This is a genomic window from Microbacterium sp. NPDC056052 (assembly GCF_042266785.1).
In the GTDB taxonomy this organism is placed as follows: Bacteria; Actinomycetota; Actinomycetes; order Actinomycetales; family Microbacteriaceae; genus Microbacterium.
Genome location: NZ_JBHJWV010000001.1, coordinates 277,792 through 299,579, shown reverse-complemented (window position 1 = coordinate 299,579; position 21,788 = coordinate 277,792). Strand labels below are relative to the sequence as shown.

General features: G+C 71.6%; 14 protein-coding genes. 7 read left to right on the top strand and 7 right to left on the bottom strand.

The window, feature by feature from the left end; genetic code table 11:
• The first annotated feature begins 76 nt into the window (after positions 1-76).
• A complete protein-coding gene (locus ACFC1J_RS01345) occupies positions 77-1,777 on the top strand; it encodes a long-chain-fatty-acid--CoA ligase (protein WP_375901795.1) in 1,701 nt (566 codons plus the stop codon).
• Between the two features lie 143 nt (positions 1,778-1,920).
• Positions 1,921-3,819, top strand: a complete 1,899-nt coding sequence (locus ACFC1J_RS01340; protein WP_375902699.1) for a DEAD/DEAH box helicase — start codon at positions 1,921-1,923, stop codon at positions 3,817-3,819.
• Between the two features lie 377 nt (positions 3,820-4,196).
• On the opposite strand, the gene ACFC1J_RS01335 is transcribed toward ACFC1J_RS01340, so the two are convergent.
• Genes ACFC1J_RS01335 through ACFC1J_RS01320 form a run of 4 tightly spaced genes read right to left on the bottom strand, consistent with a single transcriptional unit; the run spans position 4,197 to position 9,496 of the window.
• The gene (locus tag ACFC1J_RS01335) at positions 4,197-4,946 is read right to left on the bottom strand and encodes an ABC transporter permease (protein ID WP_375901793.1); all 750 of its coding nucleotides are present in this window, start codon (positions 4,944-4,946) and stop codon (positions 4,197-4,199) included.
• Positions 4,947-4,976: 30 nt separating this feature from the next.
• Complete coding sequence (gene ligA, locus ACFC1J_RS01330; protein WP_375901791.1) at positions 4,977-7,295, bottom strand: NAD-dependent DNA ligase LigA; 2,319 nt, start codon at positions 7,293-7,295, stop codon at positions 4,977-4,979.
• A 54-nt stretch (positions 7,296-7,349) separates the two neighbouring features.
• Positions 7,350-8,720, bottom strand: coding sequence for a hypothetical protein (locus ACFC1J_RS01325; protein WP_375901790.1), 1,371 nt, complete (start codon positions 8,718-8,720; stop codon positions 7,350-7,352).
• The gene (locus tag ACFC1J_RS01320; protein WP_375901788.1) at positions 8,717-9,496 is read right to left on the bottom strand and encodes an ABC transporter ATP-binding protein; all 780 of its coding nucleotides are present in this window, start codon (positions 9,494-9,496) and stop codon (positions 8,717-8,719) included. Before ACFC1J_RS01320 ends, ACFC1J_RS01325 begins: the two co-directional genes overlap by 4 nt.
• 124 nt (positions 9,497-9,620) lie before the next feature.
• Between ACFC1J_RS01320 and ACFC1J_RS01315 the strand changes: the two genes are divergently transcribed.
• On the top strand, positions 9,621-10,919 hold the full coding sequence (locus ACFC1J_RS01315) for a sensor histidine kinase (RefSeq protein WP_375901787.1): 1,299 nt from the start codon (positions 9,621-9,623) through the stop codon (positions 10,917-10,919).
• Positions 10,900-11,538: a response regulator transcription factor gene (locus ACFC1J_RS01310; RefSeq protein WP_375901785.1), complete on the top strand. Its 639-nt coding sequence runs from the start codon at positions 10,900-10,902 to the stop codon at positions 11,536-11,538. Before ACFC1J_RS01315 ends, ACFC1J_RS01310 begins: the two co-directional genes overlap by 20 nt.
• 55 nt (positions 11,539-11,593) lie before the next feature.
• Here the strand turns inward: ACFC1J_RS01310 and ACFC1J_RS01305 are convergent, their stop codons facing one another.
• The 3 genes from ACFC1J_RS01305 to ACFC1J_RS01295 form a co-directional block, all read right to left on the bottom strand.
• Positions 11,594-12,865 (bottom strand): ATP-binding protein, encoded by a 1,272-nt coding sequence (locus ACFC1J_RS01305; protein ID WP_375901783.1) that lies wholly within the window; start codon positions 12,863-12,865, stop codon positions 11,594-11,596.
• Positions 12,866-12,951: 86 nt separating this feature from the next.
• Complete coding sequence (gene mnmA, locus ACFC1J_RS01300; protein ID WP_375901781.1) at positions 12,952-14,049, bottom strand: tRNA 2-thiouridine(34) synthase MnmA; 1,098 nt, start codon at positions 14,047-14,049, stop codon at positions 12,952-12,954.
• A gap of 41 nt (positions 14,050-14,090) precedes the next feature.
• The gene (locus tag ACFC1J_RS01295) at positions 14,091-15,263 is read right to left on the bottom strand and encodes a cysteine desulfurase family protein (RefSeq protein WP_375901779.1); all 1,173 of its coding nucleotides are present in this window, start codon (positions 15,261-15,263) and stop codon (positions 14,091-14,093) included.
• 99 nt (positions 15,264-15,362) lie between these two features.
• On the opposite strand from ACFC1J_RS01295, the gene glgX reads away from it, so the two are divergent.
• The 3 genes from glgX (at position 15,363) to glgB (ending at position 21,785) form a co-directional block, all read left to right on the top strand.
• A complete protein-coding gene (glgX, locus tag ACFC1J_RS01290) occupies positions 15,363-17,462 on the top strand; it encodes a glycogen debranching protein GlgX (RefSeq protein ID WP_375901778.1) in 2,100 nt (699 codons plus the stop codon).
• Between the two features lie 109 nt (positions 17,463-17,571).
• On the top strand, positions 17,572-19,590 hold the full coding sequence (locus tag ACFC1J_RS01285; RefSeq protein WP_375902697.1) for an alpha-1,4-glucan--maltose-1-phosphate maltosyltransferase: 2,019 nt from the start codon (positions 17,572-17,574) through the stop codon (positions 19,588-19,590).
• Entirely contained in the window at positions 19,587-21,785 is a 2,199-nt protein-coding gene (gene glgB / locus ACFC1J_RS01280; protein WP_375901776.1) for a 1,4-alpha-glucan branching protein GlgB, read from the top strand. Before ACFC1J_RS01285 ends, glgB begins: the two co-directional genes overlap by 4 nt.
• Positions 21,786-21,788: the final 3 nt, after the last annotated feature.

The window sequence follows — 21,788 nt, the reverse complement described above, 5'->3', positions numbered from 1 at the left end:
GTCTAGCCAGCGGACGTCCGGCGCCCCGCCCGAGCGGGCCTCCGCCCACGCGCGGCCGCAGGCATAAGCTGTGCAGGTGACGACGTTCGTTCCTCCGCGCCCCTGGACCGCCAGCTACGCCGAGGGGGTGCCGGAGGATCTCGCCGAGGTCGCCGGATCCCTCGTCGACATCGTCGAGGCGTCCGCCCGTGACTATCCGGACGCGCCCGCGCTGCAGTTCTTCGGGCGGACCACCTCGTATCGCGACCTGCAGGCCGCGATCGACCGTGCGGCCGCAGGGCTCAAGGCGCTCGGTGTGAAGGCCGGGGATCCGGTCGCGATCGTGCTGCCGAACTGTCCGCAGCACATCATCGCGTTCTACGCCGTGCTGCGACTGGGCGCCGTGGCCGTGGAGCACAACCCGCTGTACACGCCCCGTGAGCTGCGCAAGCAGTTCGAGGATCATGGTGCGAAGCACGCGATCGTCTGGAACAAGGTCGTCGCATCCGTGCAGGAGTTCCCCGCGGACATCGCCGTCACGAGTCTCATCTCGGTCGACGTCACGCGCGCGATGCCCGCGCTCACGCGATTCGCGCTGCGCCTGCCGGTCGCGAAGGCGCGCGAGTCCCGGGAGGCTCTCACCACGCGTGTGCGCGGCACCGTCACGTGGGAGTCCGTCGTCGGGTACTCCCCGCTCCCCTCGTCGCACCCGCGCCCCGCAACCGACGATCTGGCGATCATCCAGTACACGTCCGGCACGACAGGCACCCCGAAGGGCGCCTCCCTGACGCACCGCAACCTGCTCGCCAACGCCGCGCAGGCCCAGGCGTGGGTGCCCTCGATCACGCGCGGGAACGGCTGCGTCGTATACGCCGTGCTGCCGATGTTCCACGCCTACGGGCTCACGCTCTGCCTCACGTTCGCGATGTCGATGGGCGCGCGCCTCGTGCTGTTCCCCAAGTTCGACCCTGATCTCGTGCTCGACGTGGTCAAGAAGCACCCCGCGACGTTCCTGCCGCTCGTGCCGCCCATCGCGGACCGGCTGCTCAAGGCGGCGACCGCGAAGGGCGTGTCTCTCGCCGGCATCGAGGTCGCGATCTCGGGCGCCATGGCGCTGCCCCATGAGCTCGTTGTCCCGTTCGAGAAGGCGACCGGCGGCTATCTCGTCGAGGGGTACGGCCTCAGCGAATGCTCGCCCGTGCTCATGGCGAACCCCGTCGCGGACAACCGCGTGCCCGGCACCGTGGGCCTGCCGCTGCCCGGCACCGAATGCCGGGTAGTGGATCCGGACGAGCCGACGAAGGACGTCGAACCGGGGCAGCCCGGCGAGCTCGTCGTCCGCGGGCCGCAGGTGTTCTCGGGCTACTACGGCAAGCCGGAGGAGACCGAGGCCGTGTTCGCGGACGGCTGGTTCCGCACCGGCGACATCGTCACGATCGACGAGGGCGGATTCGTGCGCATCGTCGATCGGATCAAGGAGCTCATCATCACCGGCGGCTTCAACGTCGCCCCCACCGAGGTCGAGGGCGTGCTGCGCCAGCACCCGGACGTCATCGACGCCGCAGTGGTGGCGCTTCCCAGCGAGCACTCCGGCGAGGAGGTCGTCGCCGCGATCGTCGTGGATCCGGGCACGGACGTCGATGTCGAGGCGATCCGCGATTTCGCTCGCGGGATCCTCACGCCCTACAAGGTCCCGCGCCGCATCTTCGTCGTCGACGAGCTGCCGACCTCCCTCATCGGCAAGGTGCTGCGACGCCAGGTCAAGGAGCGACTGGTCGCGCTGACCTCCGGGAGCTGACCCGTTCCCCGGTTCGACACGCGCGAGCCGCACGATTCCGGCGGCGGATCGAGCGATCCGCGCACTCCGGGCTGCGATCTCCCAGGCCCGGGACGGTACTCTGAGTTGTGACCCGAGACGACGCGACGCCGACCGAGCCCCTCATCGACCCCGCTGCGGAGGGCGACGGAGCGACCGAAACGGAAGCGCCGGCCGGTCCCGGCTTCGAGGAGCTCGGCATCAGCGGGCCCGTTCTCGCCGCGGTCAAGGCCCTCGGTTACGAGACCCCTTCCGCGATCCAGCGCGAGACGATCCCGCTGCTGCTCGGCGGGCGCGACGTGCTGGGCACCGCGCAGACCGGAACGGGAAAGACCGCGGCGTTCGCCCTGCCGATCCTGGAGAACCTGGATCTGCAGCAGCAGAAGCCGCAGGCGCTCGTGCTGGCCCCGACCCGCGAGCTCGCGCTGCAGGTCGCCGAGGCCTTCGAGGCCTACGCCGCCCAGATGCCGGGCGTGCACCTGCTGCCGGTCTACGGCGGCCAGGGCTACGGCGTGCAGCTGTCGGCGCTCCGCCGCGGCGTGCACATCGTCGTCGGCACGCCGGGCCGCATCATGGACCACCTCGCCAAGGGCACCCTCGACCTGTCCGAGCTGAAGAACCTCGTCCTCGACGAGGCCGACGAGATGCTCAAGATGGGCTTCGCGGAGGATGTCGAGCAGATCCTCGCGCAGACTCCGGAGGACAAGCAGGTCGCACTGTTCTCGGCGACCATGCCCGCCACGATCCGCCGGCTCGCGCAGCAGTACCTGCACGACCCCGAGGAGATCTCGGTCAAGGGCAAGACCACGACCAACGCGAACATCACCCAGCGCTACCTCGTGGTGTCGTACGCGCAGAAGGTCGATGCGCTCACCCGGATCCTCGAGGTCGAGAACTTCGAGGGCATGATCGTCTTCGTCCGCACCAAGAACGAGACCGAGACGCTCGCCGAGAAGCTGCGCGCCCGCGGCTACTCCGCCGCCGCGATCAACGGCGACATCGCCCAGCCGATGCGCGAGCGCACGGTCGGCCAGCTCAAGGACGGCAAGCTCGACATCCTCGTCGCCACCGACGTCGCCGCGCGCGGCCTCGACGTCGAGCGGATCAGCCACGTCGTCAACTTCGACATCCCCACGGACACCGAGTCCTACGTGCACCGCATCGGCCGCACCGGCCGCGCGGGCCGTTCCGGTGACGCGATCAGCTTCATCACCCCGCGCGAGCGCTACCTGCTCAAGCACATCGAGCGCGCCACGCGCCAGCAGCCCACGCAGATGGCGCTGCCGACGACCGAGGACGTGAACAGCACCCGTCTGGCGCGCTTCGACGACGCGATCACCGCGGCGCTCGAGGAGACCCGACGGATCGAGGGTTTCCGCGACATCATCGCCCACTACGTGCGCAACCACGACGTGCCGGAGGCCGACGTGGCCGCGGCCCTCGCCGTGGTCGCCCAGGGCGAGACTCCGCTGCTGCTGGACCCGGCGAACGACTCGCTCTCCGCGGCGATCGCCGCCGACAACCGGCCGCAGCGCGAGCGCACCGAGCGCTCGGGAGGACGCGACGGCGCCCGTGACGACCGCGGCGCGCGTCCCGAACGGCGCAGCCGCGGCGACTACACGCCCTACCGGATCGAGGTCGGTCGCCGGCACCGTGTCGAGCCGCGACAGATCGTCGGCGCGCTCGCGAACGAGGGCGGCCTGGGCCGTGACGACTTCGGCGCGATCACGATCCGCCCGGACTTCTCGATCGTCGAGCTCCCCTCCAACCTGGACTCCTCGGTGCTGGACCGCCTTCGCGACACCCGCATCTCGGGCCGGTTCATCGAGATCCAGCGCGACTCCGGCCGCCCGAATCGCGGTCCGCGCCGCGACGACCGCGGCCGTGATGACCGCGGCTACGGCGACCGTCCCCGCCGCTCCTACGACGGCGGATCCGCGGATCGCAGCTACGGCGACCGTCCGCGCCGCGACGACGCCCCGCGCGACGACCGCCCCCCGCGCAAGCCGCGCCACAAGGACTGAGCCTGTTCGTGCACCCGGCGTTCTCGCCGGGTGCACGACCTATTTGCCGCCGGGTCCGGATCCGGACCCGGATCCGGATCCGCCGAGCGCACGGCTTGTCGCCGAAAGCACCGGCACTTCGCGCGAAGTTCCCGTGCACTCGGCAGGCTCCCGTGCACTCGGCGCACGGATCCACGAACGCACGGCTTATCGCCGAGATCACCGGAACCCGACACGCGGATCCACGAGCACACCGCTTATCGCCGAAATCACCGGAACCCGACGCGAAGTTCCCGCGCACTCGGCAGCTTCCCGTGCACTCGGCGGGGAGCGGCGGTCACGCGCAGCGCGCAGCGCGCAGCGTAGAGCGCACCCCGGGAAGCCCCGCGGGGCGTCCGTCACGCCGAGACGACCGGCTTCGTCCGCACCGGGCCGAGCCAGGTCGCGATCAGGACGGCCGTGAGGGATCCCGCCGCCATGATCGCGGCCAGCACCACGATCTGGAAGCGTCCCGCCTCCAGCGGCGGCAATCCGCCGAAGATCGCACCGACGAACGCGCCGGGCAGCACCACGAGTCCCGTCGTCTTGGTCTGGTCGATCGACGGGATGAGGGCCTCGCGGACCGCCTTGCGCGCGAGCTCGAGCGTGGAGCGGCGCGGGGTCGCGCCGAGAGCGAGCCATCCCTCGACCTCATCCCACCGGTCGGCCACCGACGCGGTGAACCGGCGCCCGGCGAGCGTGGCGATGCTCATGGAGTTGCCGATGAGGATCGCACCGATCGCGAGGAGGTAGCGCGGCGTGGGCTGGAGGGCGCCGGTCGCGAACACCGTGCCGATGGACACGACCGCGCCCGCGCCGATCGAGGTCGCCATCACGAGCACCATGTGCGCACCGCCGCCCGTGCGGCGCACGGCAACGCCCGCGGCGATGCCGAACATGACCAGCAGCGCGACGCCGATCCACGCCGGCTGCGAGACGATCCCGGTCAGGATCACGCTGATGATCGCGAGCTGCACCGCGCCGCGGAGGACGGCGAGCGCCGGAGTCCACCGCCCCGGCACCCGGAAGGCGAGCAGCGCCGCGGTCGCGATCGCGGCGAGGACGAGCACCCCGATCACCGTCGGCAGCAGATCGATCCCGCCCGTCATGACCAGCTCCTCCCCCCGGCGGTCGCGCTCTCAGGCGTCGAGCGCGTCGGGCCCCCGGGTCACGAGCAGGTGGAACTGCGCCGCGTCGAGGATCCGCAGGCCCAGCTCCTCCGCCTTGGCGAGCTTGGATCCGGCACCGGGCCCCGCGGCCACGAAGTCGGTCTTCTTCGAGACGCTCGACGCCGCCTTGCCGCCGGCCTTGATGATCGCCTCTTGCGCGCCCTCGCGGGTGTAGCCGTCGAGGGATCCGGTCGCGACGACGGTGAGCCCGTCGAGCACTCCGCCCTCCGCAGCCGCGGCTCCCGGCCCGGCGTGCCCCGGTGTCGCCCACTGCACGCCGGCGTCGGCCCAGCGCTGCACGATGTCCTGGTGCCAGTCGACGGTGAACCAGTCCAGGAGCGAGTCGGCGATGATCCCGCCCACGCCCTCGACCGCGGCGAGCTCCTCGCGGGACGCGGCGCGGATCGCATCCAGGGACCCGAACCACTGCGCCAGGGCGCGCGCGGCGACCGGACCGACGTGGCGGATGTTCAGGGCGACCAGCAGACGCCAGAGATCCTTGGTCTTGGCCTTCTCGAGCTCGGCGAGCAGCTTGACGGCCTGGGAGGACGGCTGCGACGCGTTGACGCCCTCCTTCTTCTCGGCCGCGGTCGGGTTGCGCCGGAACGGTGCGCGGGTCTTCACGATCCCGTCCTCGTCCTCCTTCGGGAGCCCCGTCTCGCCGTCGCGGACGACGACCTCGATCGGCACGAGCTGCTCGAGCGTGAGCGTGAACAGGCCGGCCTCGGTCTCCAGCGGCGGCACCGCCGGGTGGCTCGGCTGCGTGAGCGCGGCGGCGGTGACCTCGCCGAGCGCCTCGACGTCGAGGGCGCCACGGGATCCGATGTGCTCGACGCGGCCGCGCACCTGCGCAGGGCAAGATCGCGTGTTCGGGCAGCGCAGATCGATGTCGCCCTCCTTGGCGGGCGCGAGGACCGAACCGCATTCCGGGCAGCGCTCCGGCATCACGAACTCCCGCTCGGAGCCGTCGCGCCGCTCGACCACCGGGCCGAGCACCTCGGGGATCACATCGCCGGCCTTGCGCAGCACGACCGTGTCGCCGATGAGCACGCCCTTGGCCTTGACCACGTCCTTGTTGTGCAGCGTGGCCTGGCGCACGACGCTTCCCGCGACGTGGGCCGGTGCCATGACCGCGAACGGCGTCGCACGGCCGGTGCGGCCGACCGACACCACGATGTCGAGAAGGGTGGTCTGCACCTCCTCCGGCGGGTATTTGTAGGCGATCGCCCAGCGGGGTGCACGGCTCGTGGCGCCGAGCTCTGCGTGCAGATCGAGCTCATCGACCTTGACGACGATGCCGTCCAGCTCGTGCTCGATGTCGTGCCGGTGCTCGCCGAAGTAGGCGACGAACTCGGCGACCTCGTCGATCGTGGCGCAGACCCTCGTGTGCGGACTCGTGGGCAGTCCCCACTGCGCCAGCTGTTCGTAGACCTCGCTCTGCGCGGAGACGGGCGGATCCGGCCACGCGCCGATGCCGTGCACGTACAGCGCGAGGGAGTCGACGCGGAGCAGCCCCGCCTCGAGCTCCAGGCCGTCCTTCTTGTCCAGCTGCTGTCGCAGGCCTCCGCTCGCGGCGTTGCGCGGATTCGCGAAGGACGGGAAGCGCCGGGCGGCCGCGGTGCGGGCCTTCTCCTCGTCGAAGGGCTTCTTGGCGCCGCCACGGGCCTGGAAGCGCTCCAGCGCCTCGGCGTACGCGCGGTCCCGGAAGGCCGCTTGCGCGGCGTTCAGACACTCGAAGGCCGCGACCGGGATGAAGACCTCGCCGCGCACCTCGACGATCGCCGGGTGCCCGGAGCCGCTGAGCCTCTCGGGGATGCCCGCGACGCGCAGGGCGTTCTCGGTCACGATCTCACCGACCCGCCCGTCGCCCCGCGTGGCGGCGGAGGTGAGCACGCCGTGCTCGTAGCGCAGGTTGATCGCGAGGCCGTCGATCTTCAGTTCGGTGAGCCAGGCGACGTCGCGACCCGCCGCGGCGCGGGTCTTCGCCGCCCACTCGCGCAGCTCGTCGAGCGAGAACACGTTGTCGAGGCTGAGCATGCGCTCGGCATGCTCGATGGTCTGCAGGCCCGTCGCGTCGGCCGCGCCCACCATCTGGGTCGGCGAGTCCTGCCCCTGCAGCTCGGGGTGCAGCCGCTCGAGCTCCTCGAGCCGGTGCATCCAGCCGTCGTAGGTGGCGTCGTCCACGAGCGAGGTGTCGCGTCCGTAGTACGCATCCTTCGCCTCAAGGATGCGAGTCGTCAGCTCGTCGGCCTCGACGCGGGCGGCTTCCAGCGAGATGTTCTCCGGCACCTCTGAATTCTACGAGTGGGCGCGGACATCGGCGGGTCGGCACCCGGGCGGCGCTCACACCGCGCTGAGCGCCGTCGCCACCGAGGCCCGCAGGCGCGACAGGACGGGGATCAGCACTGCCGCCGCGGTGAGCAGCGCACCCGCGCCGACGAGGATCCCCGCGGACCCGACGTCGAACTGCGGCGTGACAGCGGGATAGAACGGGCGCAGCATCGCCGCCGTCAGGACGCCCGTCACCCCGATCACCGCACCGGACAGCAGCGCGGCCGTGCACACGTGGATGAGCGCCTGCAGCACCGCGGCTCGGACGATCACCGCCGTCGTCGCGCCGCTCGCGGACAGCAGCGCCTGCTCGCGGGCCTGGGTGCGGTTGCTCATGAACACGACCGCGGCTGCGCCGACCCCCGCCAGCAGCAGCGGTCCGCCCAGCAGGACGATCGCCTGGCCCAGCTCGAGCCCCTCGAACGGCTCCCCGGCGGCCCTCGCCGCCGCACCCCAGGTCGCGATGACCGTGTAGAGGCCGCCCAGCATCGCCGTCCCGGTGAGCAGCGGGGTGATCGAGGCCGTACTGCGCCCGAGGTGGTAGCGCGCCTGGTGCCGGGCGAGGAACCACGCCGAGGAGGCCCTCGCCGGCAGCAGCGCCGTCCAGGCCCGCAGCAGCGGCGCGTACAGGACCGGACCTCCCGTCACGATCACGACGGTGAGGAGCGGCGCGATGAGCGGCGTCTGCGAGATCAGTGTGTTGCGGTCGACGGAGGTCGCGGCAGCGGCCGAGGAGATCCACGCCTGCACCGCGGCGACCACGCCGGTCGTCATGACGGCGAACAGCGCCCCCCGCCACCACCGCATCGCCGCACCGCGAGGCTCGGACTCGCGGAGCGCCTCGAGCGCAGGCGTACGGGCGGCCCGGCGCGCGGCGGGAAGGCCGCCCAGCAGAGCGACGAGCAGCACGCCCCCGCCGACGAAGACCGCGGTCAGCGGTCCGACGATCGCGGTCGTCGTGTCGTAGCCTCCGGAGGCCCCCTCGAAGGCGAGGCGCAGCACGAACGGGGCGAGCTGCGCGGTCGCCCCGAGACCCAGGGCCGCCCCGGTCAGGCTCAGCACCACCACCTGGCACAGGACGACCGCCGCAGTCTGCCGAGGGGTGACCCCGCAGAGCTGCCATCGCGCATAGCCCGGCCTGCCGAGATCGACCGCGAGACGGGCGACGGCGCTGGTGACGGCGATCGCGCTCACGCCGCCGAACACCAGGATCATCGACGACGCACCGCTGATCCCCGTCCCCCTCCGCCCGCCGACGTGGAGCCCGGTCTCGAGGAAGGATCCGCCGATCCCGATCGCGAGACCCGCAACGGCTGCGACGAGAACGAGGCCCGCCCAGGAGCGCCAGTCCGCGCGCAGCTCGCCGAGCAGCAGCCGGATCATGCGCCGGCCTCCGCGGCGCGGAGCGGGTGTCGCTCCGCGCGGGGTCCGTGAGCGGAAGCGGCCCCGTTCCCGGCGTGCTGCGCGGCGAGGATCTGCGCGGAGCTCGGCCTCCGCAGCTCGGCCACGACGAGTCCGTCCCGGAGCACGATGGTGCGATCGGCGCGCGCGGCGGCGTCGAGGTCATGCGTCACCAGCACCACGGAGCGCTCCCCCTGCGCGTATCCCCGCAGCAGATCGAGCACCACACCGCCGGCCGAGGAGTCCAGCGCTCCGGTGGGTTCGTCCGCGAACAGCACGGCCGGCTGTGCGGCGAGCACCCGCGCGACCGCGACGCGCTGCTGCTGACCGCCGGAGAGCTGCCCGGGGCGCTTGGCTCCGTGCTCCGCAAGCCCGACGGCTGCGAGGGCGCCCTCGGCATCCGGCGCCGCGCGACGGGCCAGCCGGGCGGGGAGCGCCACGTTCTCCCGGACGGACAGCGAAGGGATCAGGTTGTAGGACTGGAAGACGAAGCCGATCCGGTCACGCCGCAGCGTCGCGAGCCTCGCCGCGGACGCTCCTGTCAGCGTCTCCCCGTGCACCCTGACCTCCCCGTGATCGGCGCGTTCGAGACCCGCGAGGCAGTACAGGAGCGTCGACTTGCCGGATCCGCTCGGGCCGACGATGCTCACCAACTCGCCGGCGGCGACCGCCAGGTCGATGCCGCGCAGCACCGGCACCCGCTCCCGGCCCGCGACGTAGTGCTTCATGAGGCCCTCGGCCACCAGGATCTCTTCCATGCCTCCAGTCCAGCCGGATCCGGTCGTGCGTGCAGGAGGCCGCGAGCGACATCGCCGGTAGCGCCAGGTCTACTCTTCAGCGCTGCCGGACTCGGCGGATCCGCCTCGTCCCTAGACCGACCGCATGAGCACGCGCCCGCCCTCTTCGCGTCGCGTGCGCACCGTGACGCAGGCCCTGCAGCGGGCGCCCTGGGTCGTCCTGACCGCGTGGTGGCCGTGGCGGGCGCTCGGTTATCTCCTGATCTCGGCCGTGCTCGGCCCGCTGCTGCTGGTGCTCGTCCCCCTCACGCTTCTGCTGCTGCCGATCTGGAGCATCGCCATCGGCGCCCTGGAGCGCCGGCGGCAGAGGTTGCTCGGGTTCGGCGCGATCGAGACCGGGCACGTCCGGGTGGCGAGGGAGGACCGGCACAACTGGCTGAACATCCGTCTCACGGAGCCCGCGACCTGGCGCGAGGCGCTCGTCCTGCTGTTGGATCTGGTCGCAGGGCTCTTCGCGCTCGCACTGCTCTTCTTCGAGGCGGTGGCCCTGATCGTGGTGGTCGGCGTGCCGATCCACGCGCTCACCCGCGGCGCCACCGAGATCCTGCTGTTCGGGGATGCCAGGATCCGCCTCGACGCCGGCACCTGGTGGCTCCCACCGGTGGCGCTCGTGGTCGTGCTGATCCTCGCCGCGTACCTGAACCTCGCCGTGGCGACGGCGCAGAGCCTCACGATCTCCTGGCTACTCGCCCCGCGCGGAGCCGAGATCGACCAGCGGATGGAGCGGCTCACCCGCTCCCGCGCGGCGATCGTGACCGCGCACGAGGATGAGCGCCGGCGCATCGAACGAGATCTGCACGACGGCGTCCAGCAGGAGCTCGTCGTGCTCGCGACGCGTCTCGGCGCGCTCGAGCTCGACCTCGCGCTCCTCGGCCGTGAGGCGGATCCCGCCCGCCGGTCTCTCGTCGCGGCGCAGGATCAGGCCGATCGCGCGTCCGCGGCGCTGCGGGAGTCCGTGCGGGGCATCCACCCGGCGGTGCTCGCCGACCGCGGCCTCGGGGCTGCGCTCGAGGAGCTCGCGGGGCGATCGCCGTTCCGCGTGGCGCTGGACTGCGACGAGCTCGGGCGCGCCGGCCCCGCGGTCGAGGCCGCGGCCTACTTCGTCGTGCGCGAGGCCCTCACGAATGCGGTCAAGCACACGGACGCCACGCGCATCGACGTGATCGCGCGCACGGATCGCACGTCGCTGGAGGTGGTCGTCCGGGATGACGGCCGCGGCGGCGCGGATCCGTCCGGCGGCACCGGTCTCACCGGCCTGATCGCGCGCGCGGCGGCCCTCGACGGCGCGCTCGAGATCGACTCCCCCGCCGGCGGGCCCACGACGATCGCCCTCACCGCGCCGCGCGGGCTCGAGGAGGTCGCGCATGCGCATCCTGCTCGCTGAGGATTCGGCGCTGCTGCGCGAGGCGTTCGCGGCCCTGCTCGTCCGGCTCGGGCATGAGATCGTCGGGACGGCCGCGGATGCGGACGAGCTCCGTGCGGTCTTCGCCGCCACCGCCCCCGACCTCGTGATGACGGACGTGCGCATGCCGCCGGACGGCACCGACGACGGACTGAGGGCGGCCCTGGCGATACGGCGGGCACGTCCCACGCAACCGGTCCTGGTGCTCTCGCAGTACGTCGCCGACCGCTACGCCCGCGAACTGCTGACGCTGCCCGAGGGCGGGATCGGCTATCTGCTCAAAGACCGGGTGAACCGGATCTCCGATTTCGAACGCGCGCTCCGCATGATCGCGGGCGGCGGCACCGTGATCGACCCCGAGGTCGCGCGGCACCTGCTCCGCAGCGGCGGGCCCGACGTGCTGGACGCCCTCACGCCCCGCGAGCGCGAGGTGCTCGAGCTGATGGCCGAGGGCGCATCCAACGGCGACATCGCCCACACCCTGCACCTCAGCGACGCCGCCGTCCGCAAGCACGTCGGCAACATCTTCACGGGCCTCGGCCTGACTCCGGCCCAGGAGAACCGGCGCGTCAGAGCGATCCTGCTCTTCCTGCAGAGGTGAGCGGCCGATCCCCACCCGTGGGCGGAAACCCTGATGCGCCGACCGCCCTGGATCCTCAGAGCCGTGCGATGGTCTCGATGTCCGCCCTGAACTCCGCGATCTCGTCCGCCGACACGGTCGCCCTCGTGCTCCCGAGAGCGCGCGCGTAGTCATCCGTGTCGAGCGCGGACGACTGCCCGCCATCGCTCAGCGCCCGCGCCAGCGCCTCCTGGGATGCGCGCCGCGCGGCGTATTCGATGTCGGCCGGGGTCAGCCCCTCGCTCGCCGCGACCAGCCGGTCCAGATCCACGGCGCCGGCCGACTCGACCGGCATGTACCGCGCCCAGATCGCCCGGCGGGCATCGGCGTCGGGCAGGCCGATCGGGATCACGTAGTCGAAGCGCCCGTGGCGGAGGAACGCCGCATCGAGCGCGCGCACGAAGTTCGTCGCGCAGATCAGGATCCGCCCCTCCCTGTCGCGGAAGTCGGCGACGAGCTTCAGCAGCTCGTTCGTGACGCCCTGCGTGGGCGAGGGCGGCGTTCCGCCGCGGCGGGAGGCGATCTCCTCCACCTCGTCGATGAAGACGACCGCGTGCTCGAGTTCGTCGATGGTCTCGAACGAGGAGCGCAGCCCGCCGGCGAGCCCCGTGCCGCCATCGGCGAGGCGCGACGGGAACAGCTCGACGAAGGGCCAGTCGAGCCGCGAGGCGACGGCCCGGGCGAACGTGGTCTTGCCTGTGCCGGGAGGGCCGAACAGCATGACGGCGCGCGGGGGCACGACGCCGAACCGCTCGGCGAGCTCCGGCCGGGCGAGCGGGGTCACTAGACGCTCCTCGAGGAGGGTCTTCTCGTGCGTCATCCCGGCGACGCGATCCCACAGATGCGGCGGGAGGATGCGTCCGCCCACCTCCTTGAGCGCATCGATCTCGCGCCGCTGGATGGGCATCGCGCGTTCGAGGTAGCGCACGGAGTGGTGCACGTGGAAGCCGCTCTCGGTGAAGGCGCCCAGACCGTCGGCCTCGGGGATGAGCACCGAGAGCTTCGCGAGGCCGAGCGGCGCCATCTTGCGCTCCAGCGCGTGCAGGAGCGACGAGCTCACCTCGGATCCCGCGTCGTCGATCGTCCCGAAGAACACGATCCACCCCTGCGCGTGCGCACCGCGGCCGACGGCGGCGCCGACGAGCAGCTCGCCCTGGACCGCGACGACGGCGTGGTCCTGCTGGCACGAGGCGATCACCTCGGCGAGCGAGTAGATGGGCCACTCGTTCTCACGCGTGACCTGGCCCCACAGCCGGACGATCTGGTCCAGATCGTCCCCGTGGAAATCGCGGATGTACGTCCTCGTCATGGCGCCTCCTCCGTCGGACGGTGCACCCATCATCACAGAGGCTGCGGCCGTCGCCGTCGAGATGACGCCCGGCGACGGATCGGAGCTCAGACCCCGGCCGGAACCGCCGAGACCGTGCGGTCGATCGTGAACTGGCCGAGCACCCGGGTTCCGACGTACAGCACGGCGCTCTGGCCGGGAGCGACGCCGTCGAGCGGCTCATCGGGGACGACCCTGACGCCGTCCTCCGCGACGAAGGCGCGCGCGGGAACCGGATCGGCGTGGGCGCGGATCTGGACCTCGCAGGCGAACTCCTCCGCGGCAGGCGCGGCCCCGGCCCACGAACGCCGCCCCCCGGAGATCTCCGCGATCGCGAGCGCCTCTTTCGGGCCGACGACGACCGTGTTCGAGACAGGGCGGACCTCGAGCACGAACCGGGGCTTGCCGTCGGGTGCGGGCACGCCGAGGCGCAGGCCCTTGCGCTGGCCGACCGTGAACGCGTGCGCGCCCTCGTGCGTGCCGACGACCGCCCCGTCGCGGTCGAGGATCTCGCCCTGCTCGGCGCCGACCTTCTCCGCGAGCCAGCCGCGGGTGTCGCCGTCGGGGATGAAGCAGATGTCGTGGCTGTCCGGCTTCTGCGCGACGCTCAGCCCGCGCTCGGCCGCCTCCGCGCGCACGAGCGCCTTGGACGGCGTGGATCCGAGCGGGAAGTACGTGTAGGAGAGCTGCTCGGCGTTCAGCACGCCGAGCACGTAGGACTGATCCTTGGCGGCATCGGAGGCGCGATGCAGCTCGAGGCCGCCCTCGCCGTCGACGAGCGCCGCGTAGTGCCCGGTGCACACCGCGTCGAAGCCGAGCTCGATCGCACGCTCCAGGAGCGCCGCGAACTTGATCTTCTCGTTGCAGCGCAGGCACGGGTTCGGCGTGCGACCGGCGCGGTACTCGGCGACGAAGTCGTCGATCACGTCCTCGCGGAAGCGCTCGGAGAAGTCCCAGACGTAGAACGGGATGCCGAGAAGGTCCGCGGCCCGGCGGGCGTCCATCGCGTCCTCGATCGTGCAGCAGCCGCGGCTGCCGGTGCGCAGGGTGCCGCCCGCCCGCGACAGCGCGAGGTGCACCCCCACCACGTCGTGACCGGCCTCGACCGCGCGCGCCGCAGCCACGGCGGAGTCCACTCCCCCGCTCATCGCCGCCAGAACACGCATGGATCCAGTGTACGAGCGGACGGCTGGGCGGGCGCCGGGCGTCAGCGCACGGCGCCGGAGGCCCGTGCGTACGCGTCGCCGATCACCGCGAGCACGGCGTCGACGTCGGCGTCGGACGAGGTGCGCCCGAGCGTGAACCGGATCACGCTGCGGGCCTCTGCCTCGCTGCGGCCGAGCGCCTGGACCACGTGCGAGGGCTCGGCGATACCGGCCTGGCAGGCGGATCCGGCCGATGCCGAGACCCCTGCCACATCGAGCAGGAACAGCAGGCTCTCGCTCGGGGCGCCGGGGAACAGCAGGTGCGCGTTGCCCGGCAGGCGGCCGGAGGCATCGGGATCGCCGAGGAGCTCGGCGGCGGGCACCCGGTCAAGTATCCCGGCGGCGAGGCGGTCGCGCAGGGCGCTCAGCCGCAGCGATCCCGCGGCCCGCTCGGCGACGGCGAGCTCCGCGGCGACGGCGAACGCGGCGGCGCCGGCCACGTCCTGCGTGCCGGAGCGGAGGCCGCGCTGCTGACCGCCGCCGTGCAGCAGCGGTGCGAGGCGCGCGGTGCGGGCGACGACGAGGGCTCCGATGCCCGTGGGGGCGCCGATCTTGTGCCCGGCGACGCTGAGCGCGACGAGGCCCTCGCCGGCCGGGGCGTCGCCGCGGAGCGCCGCGAACGAGAGCGGCAGATGGCCGAAGGCGGCGACGGCGTCCAGGTGCAGAGGAACGCGGGCGGCCGCCGCCGATGCGGCGAGCGCGGCGGCGTCATTGACGGTGCCGACCTCGTTGTTCGCCGCGAGCGCGGTGGCCACGGCCACCCCGTCCGCTGCCAGCCCCGCCGCGAAGGCGTCGACGGGGATCCGCCCCACGGCGTCGAGCCCGACGGCGATCACCCTGGCTCCCTCCGCGGCGAGCGCGGCGACCGTGTCGAGCGTCGCGTGGTGCTCCCCGTCCGGGAGCAGGATCGCATCGCGCCCCTCCGGCCGGGACCGCCACAGGCCCTGCACGGCGAGGTTCACCGACTCGGTGCCGCCCGAGGTGAGGACGACCTCGATCGGATCGCACCCCAGCACCGCCGCGAGCCGTTCCCTGGACTCCTCCAGGATCCGCCGCGCCTGCTGGCCCGCACCGTGCGTCGAGGAGGCGTTGCCCGTCGCCCGGGCGACGCGCAGCCACTCGTCGGCGGCCTCGGGCCGCAGGTCGGTCGTCGCCGCGTGATCCAGGTAGTGCACCCCACCACTCTCGCACTTCGTGCGCGGATGGGACTCGGTAGCAGGGATCGCGGTACGCCGTGGCATCCTTCCCCTCCCGTGCCGCGTATTCTTTCCCTCATGTGTCCGCACGCGATAGAGGACGAGACGCCGGCACCCGACGGCGATGGCTGCACGCTGTGCAACCCGTCCCTGGATGACCTGGGCGTCCGCCTTCACGACGGGGGCGCCACGCTGCGCGTCTGGTCGCAGAACGCGTCCTCGATCGAGCTCGTGATCTTCGACGAGACCGACCTGGACTGGGAGACCGCGCAGCTCGCGCTCGAGCGCAGCCCCGGGGGCGTGTGGGAGATCACCACCGACCTCCTCCAGCCCGGCACCCGTTACGCGCTGCGCGTCGATGGCGCGCACAGCCCCGGCAACACGTTCAACCCCGAGACCCTGCTGCTCGACCCCTATGCACGGGGGCTCGCGCAGGGCGACGGCTACGAGGAATGGCGCTCCGTCGTCATCGAGGACGGCTTCGACTGGGGCGGCGTCGCCAAGCCGCGGACCTCCCTCGACCGCACCGTGATCTACGAGGGGCACGTCAAGGGACTCACCAAACGCCACCCCGGGGTGCCTCCGGCGCTCCACGGCACGTACGCCGGCGTCGCGCATCCGGCGATGATCGAGTACTACCGCGAGCTCGGCATCACCGCCGTCGAGCTGCTGCCCGTGCAGGCCTTCGCCTCCGAGCCGCGGCTGCTGGATCGGGGGGTGTCGAACTACTGGGGCTACAACACCCTGAACTTCTTCACGCCGCACGCGGCCTACGCGACCGAGGATTCGCGCAAGGAGGGCCCAGAGGCGGTCCTGCGCGAGTTCAAGGGCATGGTGAAGCTGCTGCACGAGGCCGGCATCGAGGTGATCCTCGACGTCGTGTACAACCACACCAACGAAGAGGGCATCGGCGGCCCCCGCACGAGCCTGCGAGGCATCGACAACGCCCTCTACTACCGCCAGCAGGAGGACGGCAGCTACATCGACACCACCGGCTGCGGGAACACCCTGGACACCGCGACGCCCGCGGCGGCGCGCCTCGTGCTGGACTCGCTGCGCTATTGGACCACGGAGATGCAGATCGACGGGTTCCGCTTCGACCTCGCCACCGCGCTCGGCCGGGACGCCGCGAACACCTATGCTCCGCAGCATCCTCTGCTGCACGCGATCCGGACGGATCCGGTCCTCGCGGACGCCAAGATCATCGCAGAGCCGTGGGACGTGGGCTTCGGCGGCTGGCAGACGGGGAACTTCCCGACCGGCTGGAGCGAGTGGAACGACCGCTACCGCGACCGCGTCCGCAATTTCTGGCTCAGCGACATCGACTACGCCCGCCGCGCCTCGGCGCCGACCGGCATCGGCGGGTTCGCGAACCGGCTCGCCGGATCGGCGAACACGTTCAGCGACGAGCGGGGACCGCTCGCGAGCATCAACTTCGTCACCGCCCACGACGGCTTCACCCTGCACGACCTCGTCTCCTACGACGTCAAGCACAACGAGGCCAACGGCGAGGGCAATCACGACGGCGCCGACATGAACCGCTCGTTCAACCACGGCGCGGAGGGGCCCACGGACGATCCGGTCATCCTCGCCGCACGGCGCAAGGCCATGCGCAACCTGCTGGGCACGCTCATGCTCTCCGCCGGTGTGCCGATGCTCACCGCCGGCGACGAGTTCGGACGCACCCAGCGCGGCAACAACAACGCGTACTGCCAGGACTCCGCCATCAGCTGGCTCAACTGGGACCACGAGCCGTGGCAGCAGGACCTGTTCGCGCACGCCTCCCTGCTGACACGGCTGCGGGACGAGAACCCGGCCCTGCGTCCGCTCCGCTACGCCCGGCTCGGCGAGCACATCCCGAACGCCTCGGTCATGGACTGGTTCGACCAGGACGGCGAGACGATGGAGGTCGAGCAGTGGAACGATCCCCGCAACCGCACCCTGCAGTACGTCGCGTCCTCCACGCCGGACAAAGAGGCCTTCAACCGGATCCTGCTCGTCGTGCACGGCACCGAATCGCCGATCGACGTCCGGCTGCCGGAGATCGACGGAGTGTCGCGCTACGTCGCGCTGTGGTCGAGCGCGGATGAGCGCCCCTCGCCGGTCGAGACGGTGCATCGGCCGGGCGACGTGCTCGCCCTTCCCGGCACCTCGATGCGACTGTTCCGCGCGGAGTGACCGGCGCGTTACCTCTTCCGACCTCGGAGCGCGGTAGGTTCAGGGTGTGTCCGAACGAACTGCCGCACAGCCCTCGTCCGATGCTCTCCGCAGCACCGCGCAGATCCCGGTGCGCGCACTGCCGGACATCGACGCGGCGGACGCGCAGACCACCCGCATCCCGCTCGCGGATCCGTCGCCTGCGGCCCCTGAGGGATTCCATCCGAAGGCCTTCTCCGGCGAGGTGATCCCGTTCCGGGTCGTGGCCTTCCGCGAGGGGCACGACCTCATCGGCGTGCACCTGCGGCTGCGCACCCCGAACCACCAGGAGAGCCTGCACCGGCTGACCCCGCTCGGCGACGGCACCGACCGCTGGCAGGTCGACGTCGCGCTCGACGAGACGAACGCGTGGACCTTCCGCTTCGAAGCCTTCGCGGACGAGTTCGCCACCTGGGCGCACGCGGCCGAGCTGAAGATCGCCGCCGGCGTGGATGTCGAGGTGATGCGCGCGCTCGGTGCGGGCCTGCTCGCACGCGCCGCCAAGGACAAGTCCCGTCCCAAGCCGGAGCGCAAGCGGCTCGCGGCGGTGGCGGATCGGCTCCGCGCCCCCGACGGGACCGCGGAGGATGCGCTCGCCGTCGCGAGCGATCCCGAGCTCGCCGCCCTCTTCGCGGACCGCCCTCTCGCCGCGCTCGACTCGGCGACGCCGTGGCAGACGGTCCTGGTCGAGCGCACCGTCGCCGGCGCCGCCGCCTGGTACGAGTTCTTCCCGCGCTCGGAGGGCGCGGTGCGCGAGACCGACGGCACGATCGCGAGTGGCACGTTCGAGACCGCCGCCGAGCGTCTCCCCGCCGTCGCCGCGATGGGCTTCGACGTGCTCTACCTCCCGCCGATCCACCCGATCGGACGCCTCAACCGCAAGGGACCGAACAACACGCTCACCGCCGGCCCCGGCGATCCCGGCTCGCCGTGGGCGGTCGGCGCCGCGGAGGGCGGGCACGACGCCGTGCATCCCGACCTCGGAACCCTCGCCGACTTCCGCGCCTTCGTGAAGAAGGCGAACGCGCTCGGACTCGAGGTGGCCCTCGACCTCGCGCTGCAGGCCGCCCCCGACCACCCCTGGGTGAAGACGCACCCGGAGTGGTTCACCGAGCTCCCCGACGGCACGATCGCCTACGCGGAGAATCCGCCGAAGAAGTACCAGGACATCTACCCGCTGAACTTCGACCGGGATCCGGTCGGTCTCTACACCGAGGTGCTGCGGATCGTCGAGCACTGGATCGCGCAGGGCGTGTCGATCTTCCGCGTCGACAACCCGCACACCAAGCCGCTGCGGTTCTGGGAGTGGCTGATCCGCACCGTCAACACCAAGCATCCCGACGTGGTCTTCCTGGCCGAGGCGTTCACCCGTCCCGCGCCCATGCGGGGGCTCGCCGCGGTCGGGTTCCAGCAGAGCTACAGCTACTTCACCTGGCGCAACACCAAGGCGGAGCTCGAGGAGTTCCTGCTCTCGGTCTCGCAGGAGACGGCCGACTACATGCGGCCGAACCTGTTCGTGAACACCCCCGACATCCTCACCGAGTACCTGCAGTTCGGCGGGCGCGCGGCGTACCGGATCCGGGCCGCGATCGCCGCGACGAGCGCACCGCTGTACGGCGTCTACGCCGGCTACGAGCTGTTCGAGAACGTGGCCCGTCCGGGCTCCGAGGAGAACATCGACAACGAGAAGTACGAGTACAAGCTGCGCGACTGGGCGACGGCCGAGGCGGAGGGGCGGTCGCTCGCCCCCTACCTCACCCGCCTCAACGAGATCCGCCGCGCGCACCCGGCACTACGGCAGCTGCGCAATCTGCGGCTGCACTGGAGCGACGACGACGCGGTCCTGGTGTTCTCCAAGCACCTGGACGCGCCCTTCACCGGCACGGACTCCGGCGACACGATCATCGTGGTCGCCAACGTCGACCCGCACTCCGTGCGGCAGACGACCGTGCATCTCGACACCCTCGCGTGGGGCATCGAGCCTGGGACGGCGTACGAGGTCGAGGACCTCGTCACCGGATCCGTCTGGACCTGGACGGATCACAATTTCGTGCGCCTGGACGCCTTCACGGAGCCGGTGCACATCCTCCATGTGAAGGGGCAGCCATGATCACCACTGCGATCGACCCGGCTGTGCTCGAGGCCGTGGCCTCGGGCTCACACCACGACCCGCACTCCGTGCTCGGAGCGCATCCGCGGCCCGAGTCGGGCGGCAGACGCGTGACGATCGTGCGAGCGCTGCGCCCGCTCGCGAAGGGCGTCTCGGTGCTGCTCGACGGCGGTGTCGAGGTGCCCCTCACCCACCTCGCGGAGGGCGTCTGGGAGGGAGAGGTCACCGGGCCCACCGGCGCCTACCGGATCAGGGCGACGTACGGCGACGCCCCCGACTGGATCTCCCCCGATCCGTACCGGCACGCCCCCACGATCGGGGAGCTCGACCTGCACCTCATCCGCGAGGGCCGCCACGAGCGCCTCTGGGACGCGCTCGGCGCACACCCGCGCTTCATCGACGGCGACCAGGGCACCGCGTTCGCCGTGTGGGCCCCGCATGCGAAGGCCGTGCGCGTGGTCGGCGACCACAACGGGTGGGACGGCCGCCTCGACGCGATGCGCTCGATGGGATCGAGCGGCGTGTGGGAGCTGTTCGTCCCCGGCGTCGACGCCGGCGCGCACTACAAGTACGAGATCCTCACCCCGCACGGCACCTGGATCCTCAAGGCGGATCCGATGGCGCAGCTCGCCGAGGTCCCGCCCGCGACGGCCTCGATCGTCACGCGGTCGGAGTACTCGTGGGGAGACGGCGCCTGGATGACCCGCCGCGCGGCGACGCACGCGGTCGCCCAGCCGATGAGCGTCTACGAGCTGCACCTCGGCTCGTGGCGGCCCGGTCTCGGCTATCGCGACATCGCCGACGAACTCATCGAGCACGTCACCGCGACCGGGTTCACGCACGTCGAGTTCATGCCCGTCTCCGAGCACCCGTTCACCGGCTCCTGGGGCTACCAGGTGACCGGCTACTACGCCGCGACGCACCGCTACGGCGAGCCCGACGACTTGAAGCACCTCATCGACCGGCTGCACCAGGCCGGCATCGGCGTGATCATCGACTGGGTGCCGGGACACTTCCCCAAGGACGCCTTCGCCCTCGCCCGCTTCGACGGCGAGGCCGTCTACGAGCACCCGGATCCCCGCCGCGGCGAGCATCGCGACTGGGGCACGCTCATCTTCGACTACGGCCGCAACGAGGTGCGCAACTTCCTCGTCGCGAACGCCCTGTTCTGGCTGGACGAGTTCCATGCCGACGGCCTGCGCGTCGACGCCGTCGCCTCCATGCTGTACCTGGACTACTCGCGCGACGACGGCGAGTGGGAGCCCAACGTGCACGGCGGACGGGAGAACCTGGAGGCGATCCGGTTCCTGCAGGAGGTCAATGCGACCGCATACCGCAAGCACCCCGGCATCGTGATGGTCGCCGAGGAGTCGACGAGCTTCCCCGGCGTGACGGCGCCCACCGATCACAACGGGCTCGGCTTCGGGTTCAAGTGGAACATGGGCTGGATGAACGACTCCCTGGTCTACATCGAGCGCGACCCGCTGTACCGCTCGCACCACCAGGGCGAGATGACGTTCTCCTTCGTGTACGCGTTCGGCGAGAACTACATCCTGCCGATCAGCCACGACGAGGTCGTGCACGGCAAGGGCAGTCTGCTCTCGAAGATGCCGGGCGATCACGCCGCGAAGCTCGCGAACGTGCGGGCGTACCTCGGCTACATGTGGGGGCATCCGGGCAAGAACCTGCTGTTCATGGGCCAGGAGTTCGGCCAGCTCTCCGAGTGGTCCGTGGACCGGGGCCTGGACTGGTGGCTGCTCGACCAGCCGTCGCACCGCCAGCTGCAGGACTTCGTGGGCGCGCTGAACAGCACCTACCGGCAGAACGCCCCGCTCTGGGAGCGCGATCACGACAGCAGCTCGTTCACGAGGATCGGCGCCCCGGACTGGGATCCGACCATCGTCGCGTTCGTGCGGCGCGACGCGCACGGCGGACATCTCGCGGTGATCAGCAACTTCGCCGGCACGACCCGGCACGGCGTCAGGCTCGACCTGCCGCTCGCGGGCGGCTGGACCGAGGTGCTGAACACCGATGCGGCCGAGTTCGGCGGGCACGGCGAGGGCAACCTCGGCCTCGTGTACGCGGCCGAGGTCGAGAACGGCTCCCCGCAGGCGACTCTGACGATCCCCGCGCTGTCCACGATCTGGCTGCGGCACCAGAAGGATCCGCACGTGCCGATCGTCAGCAAGGGCTGAGAC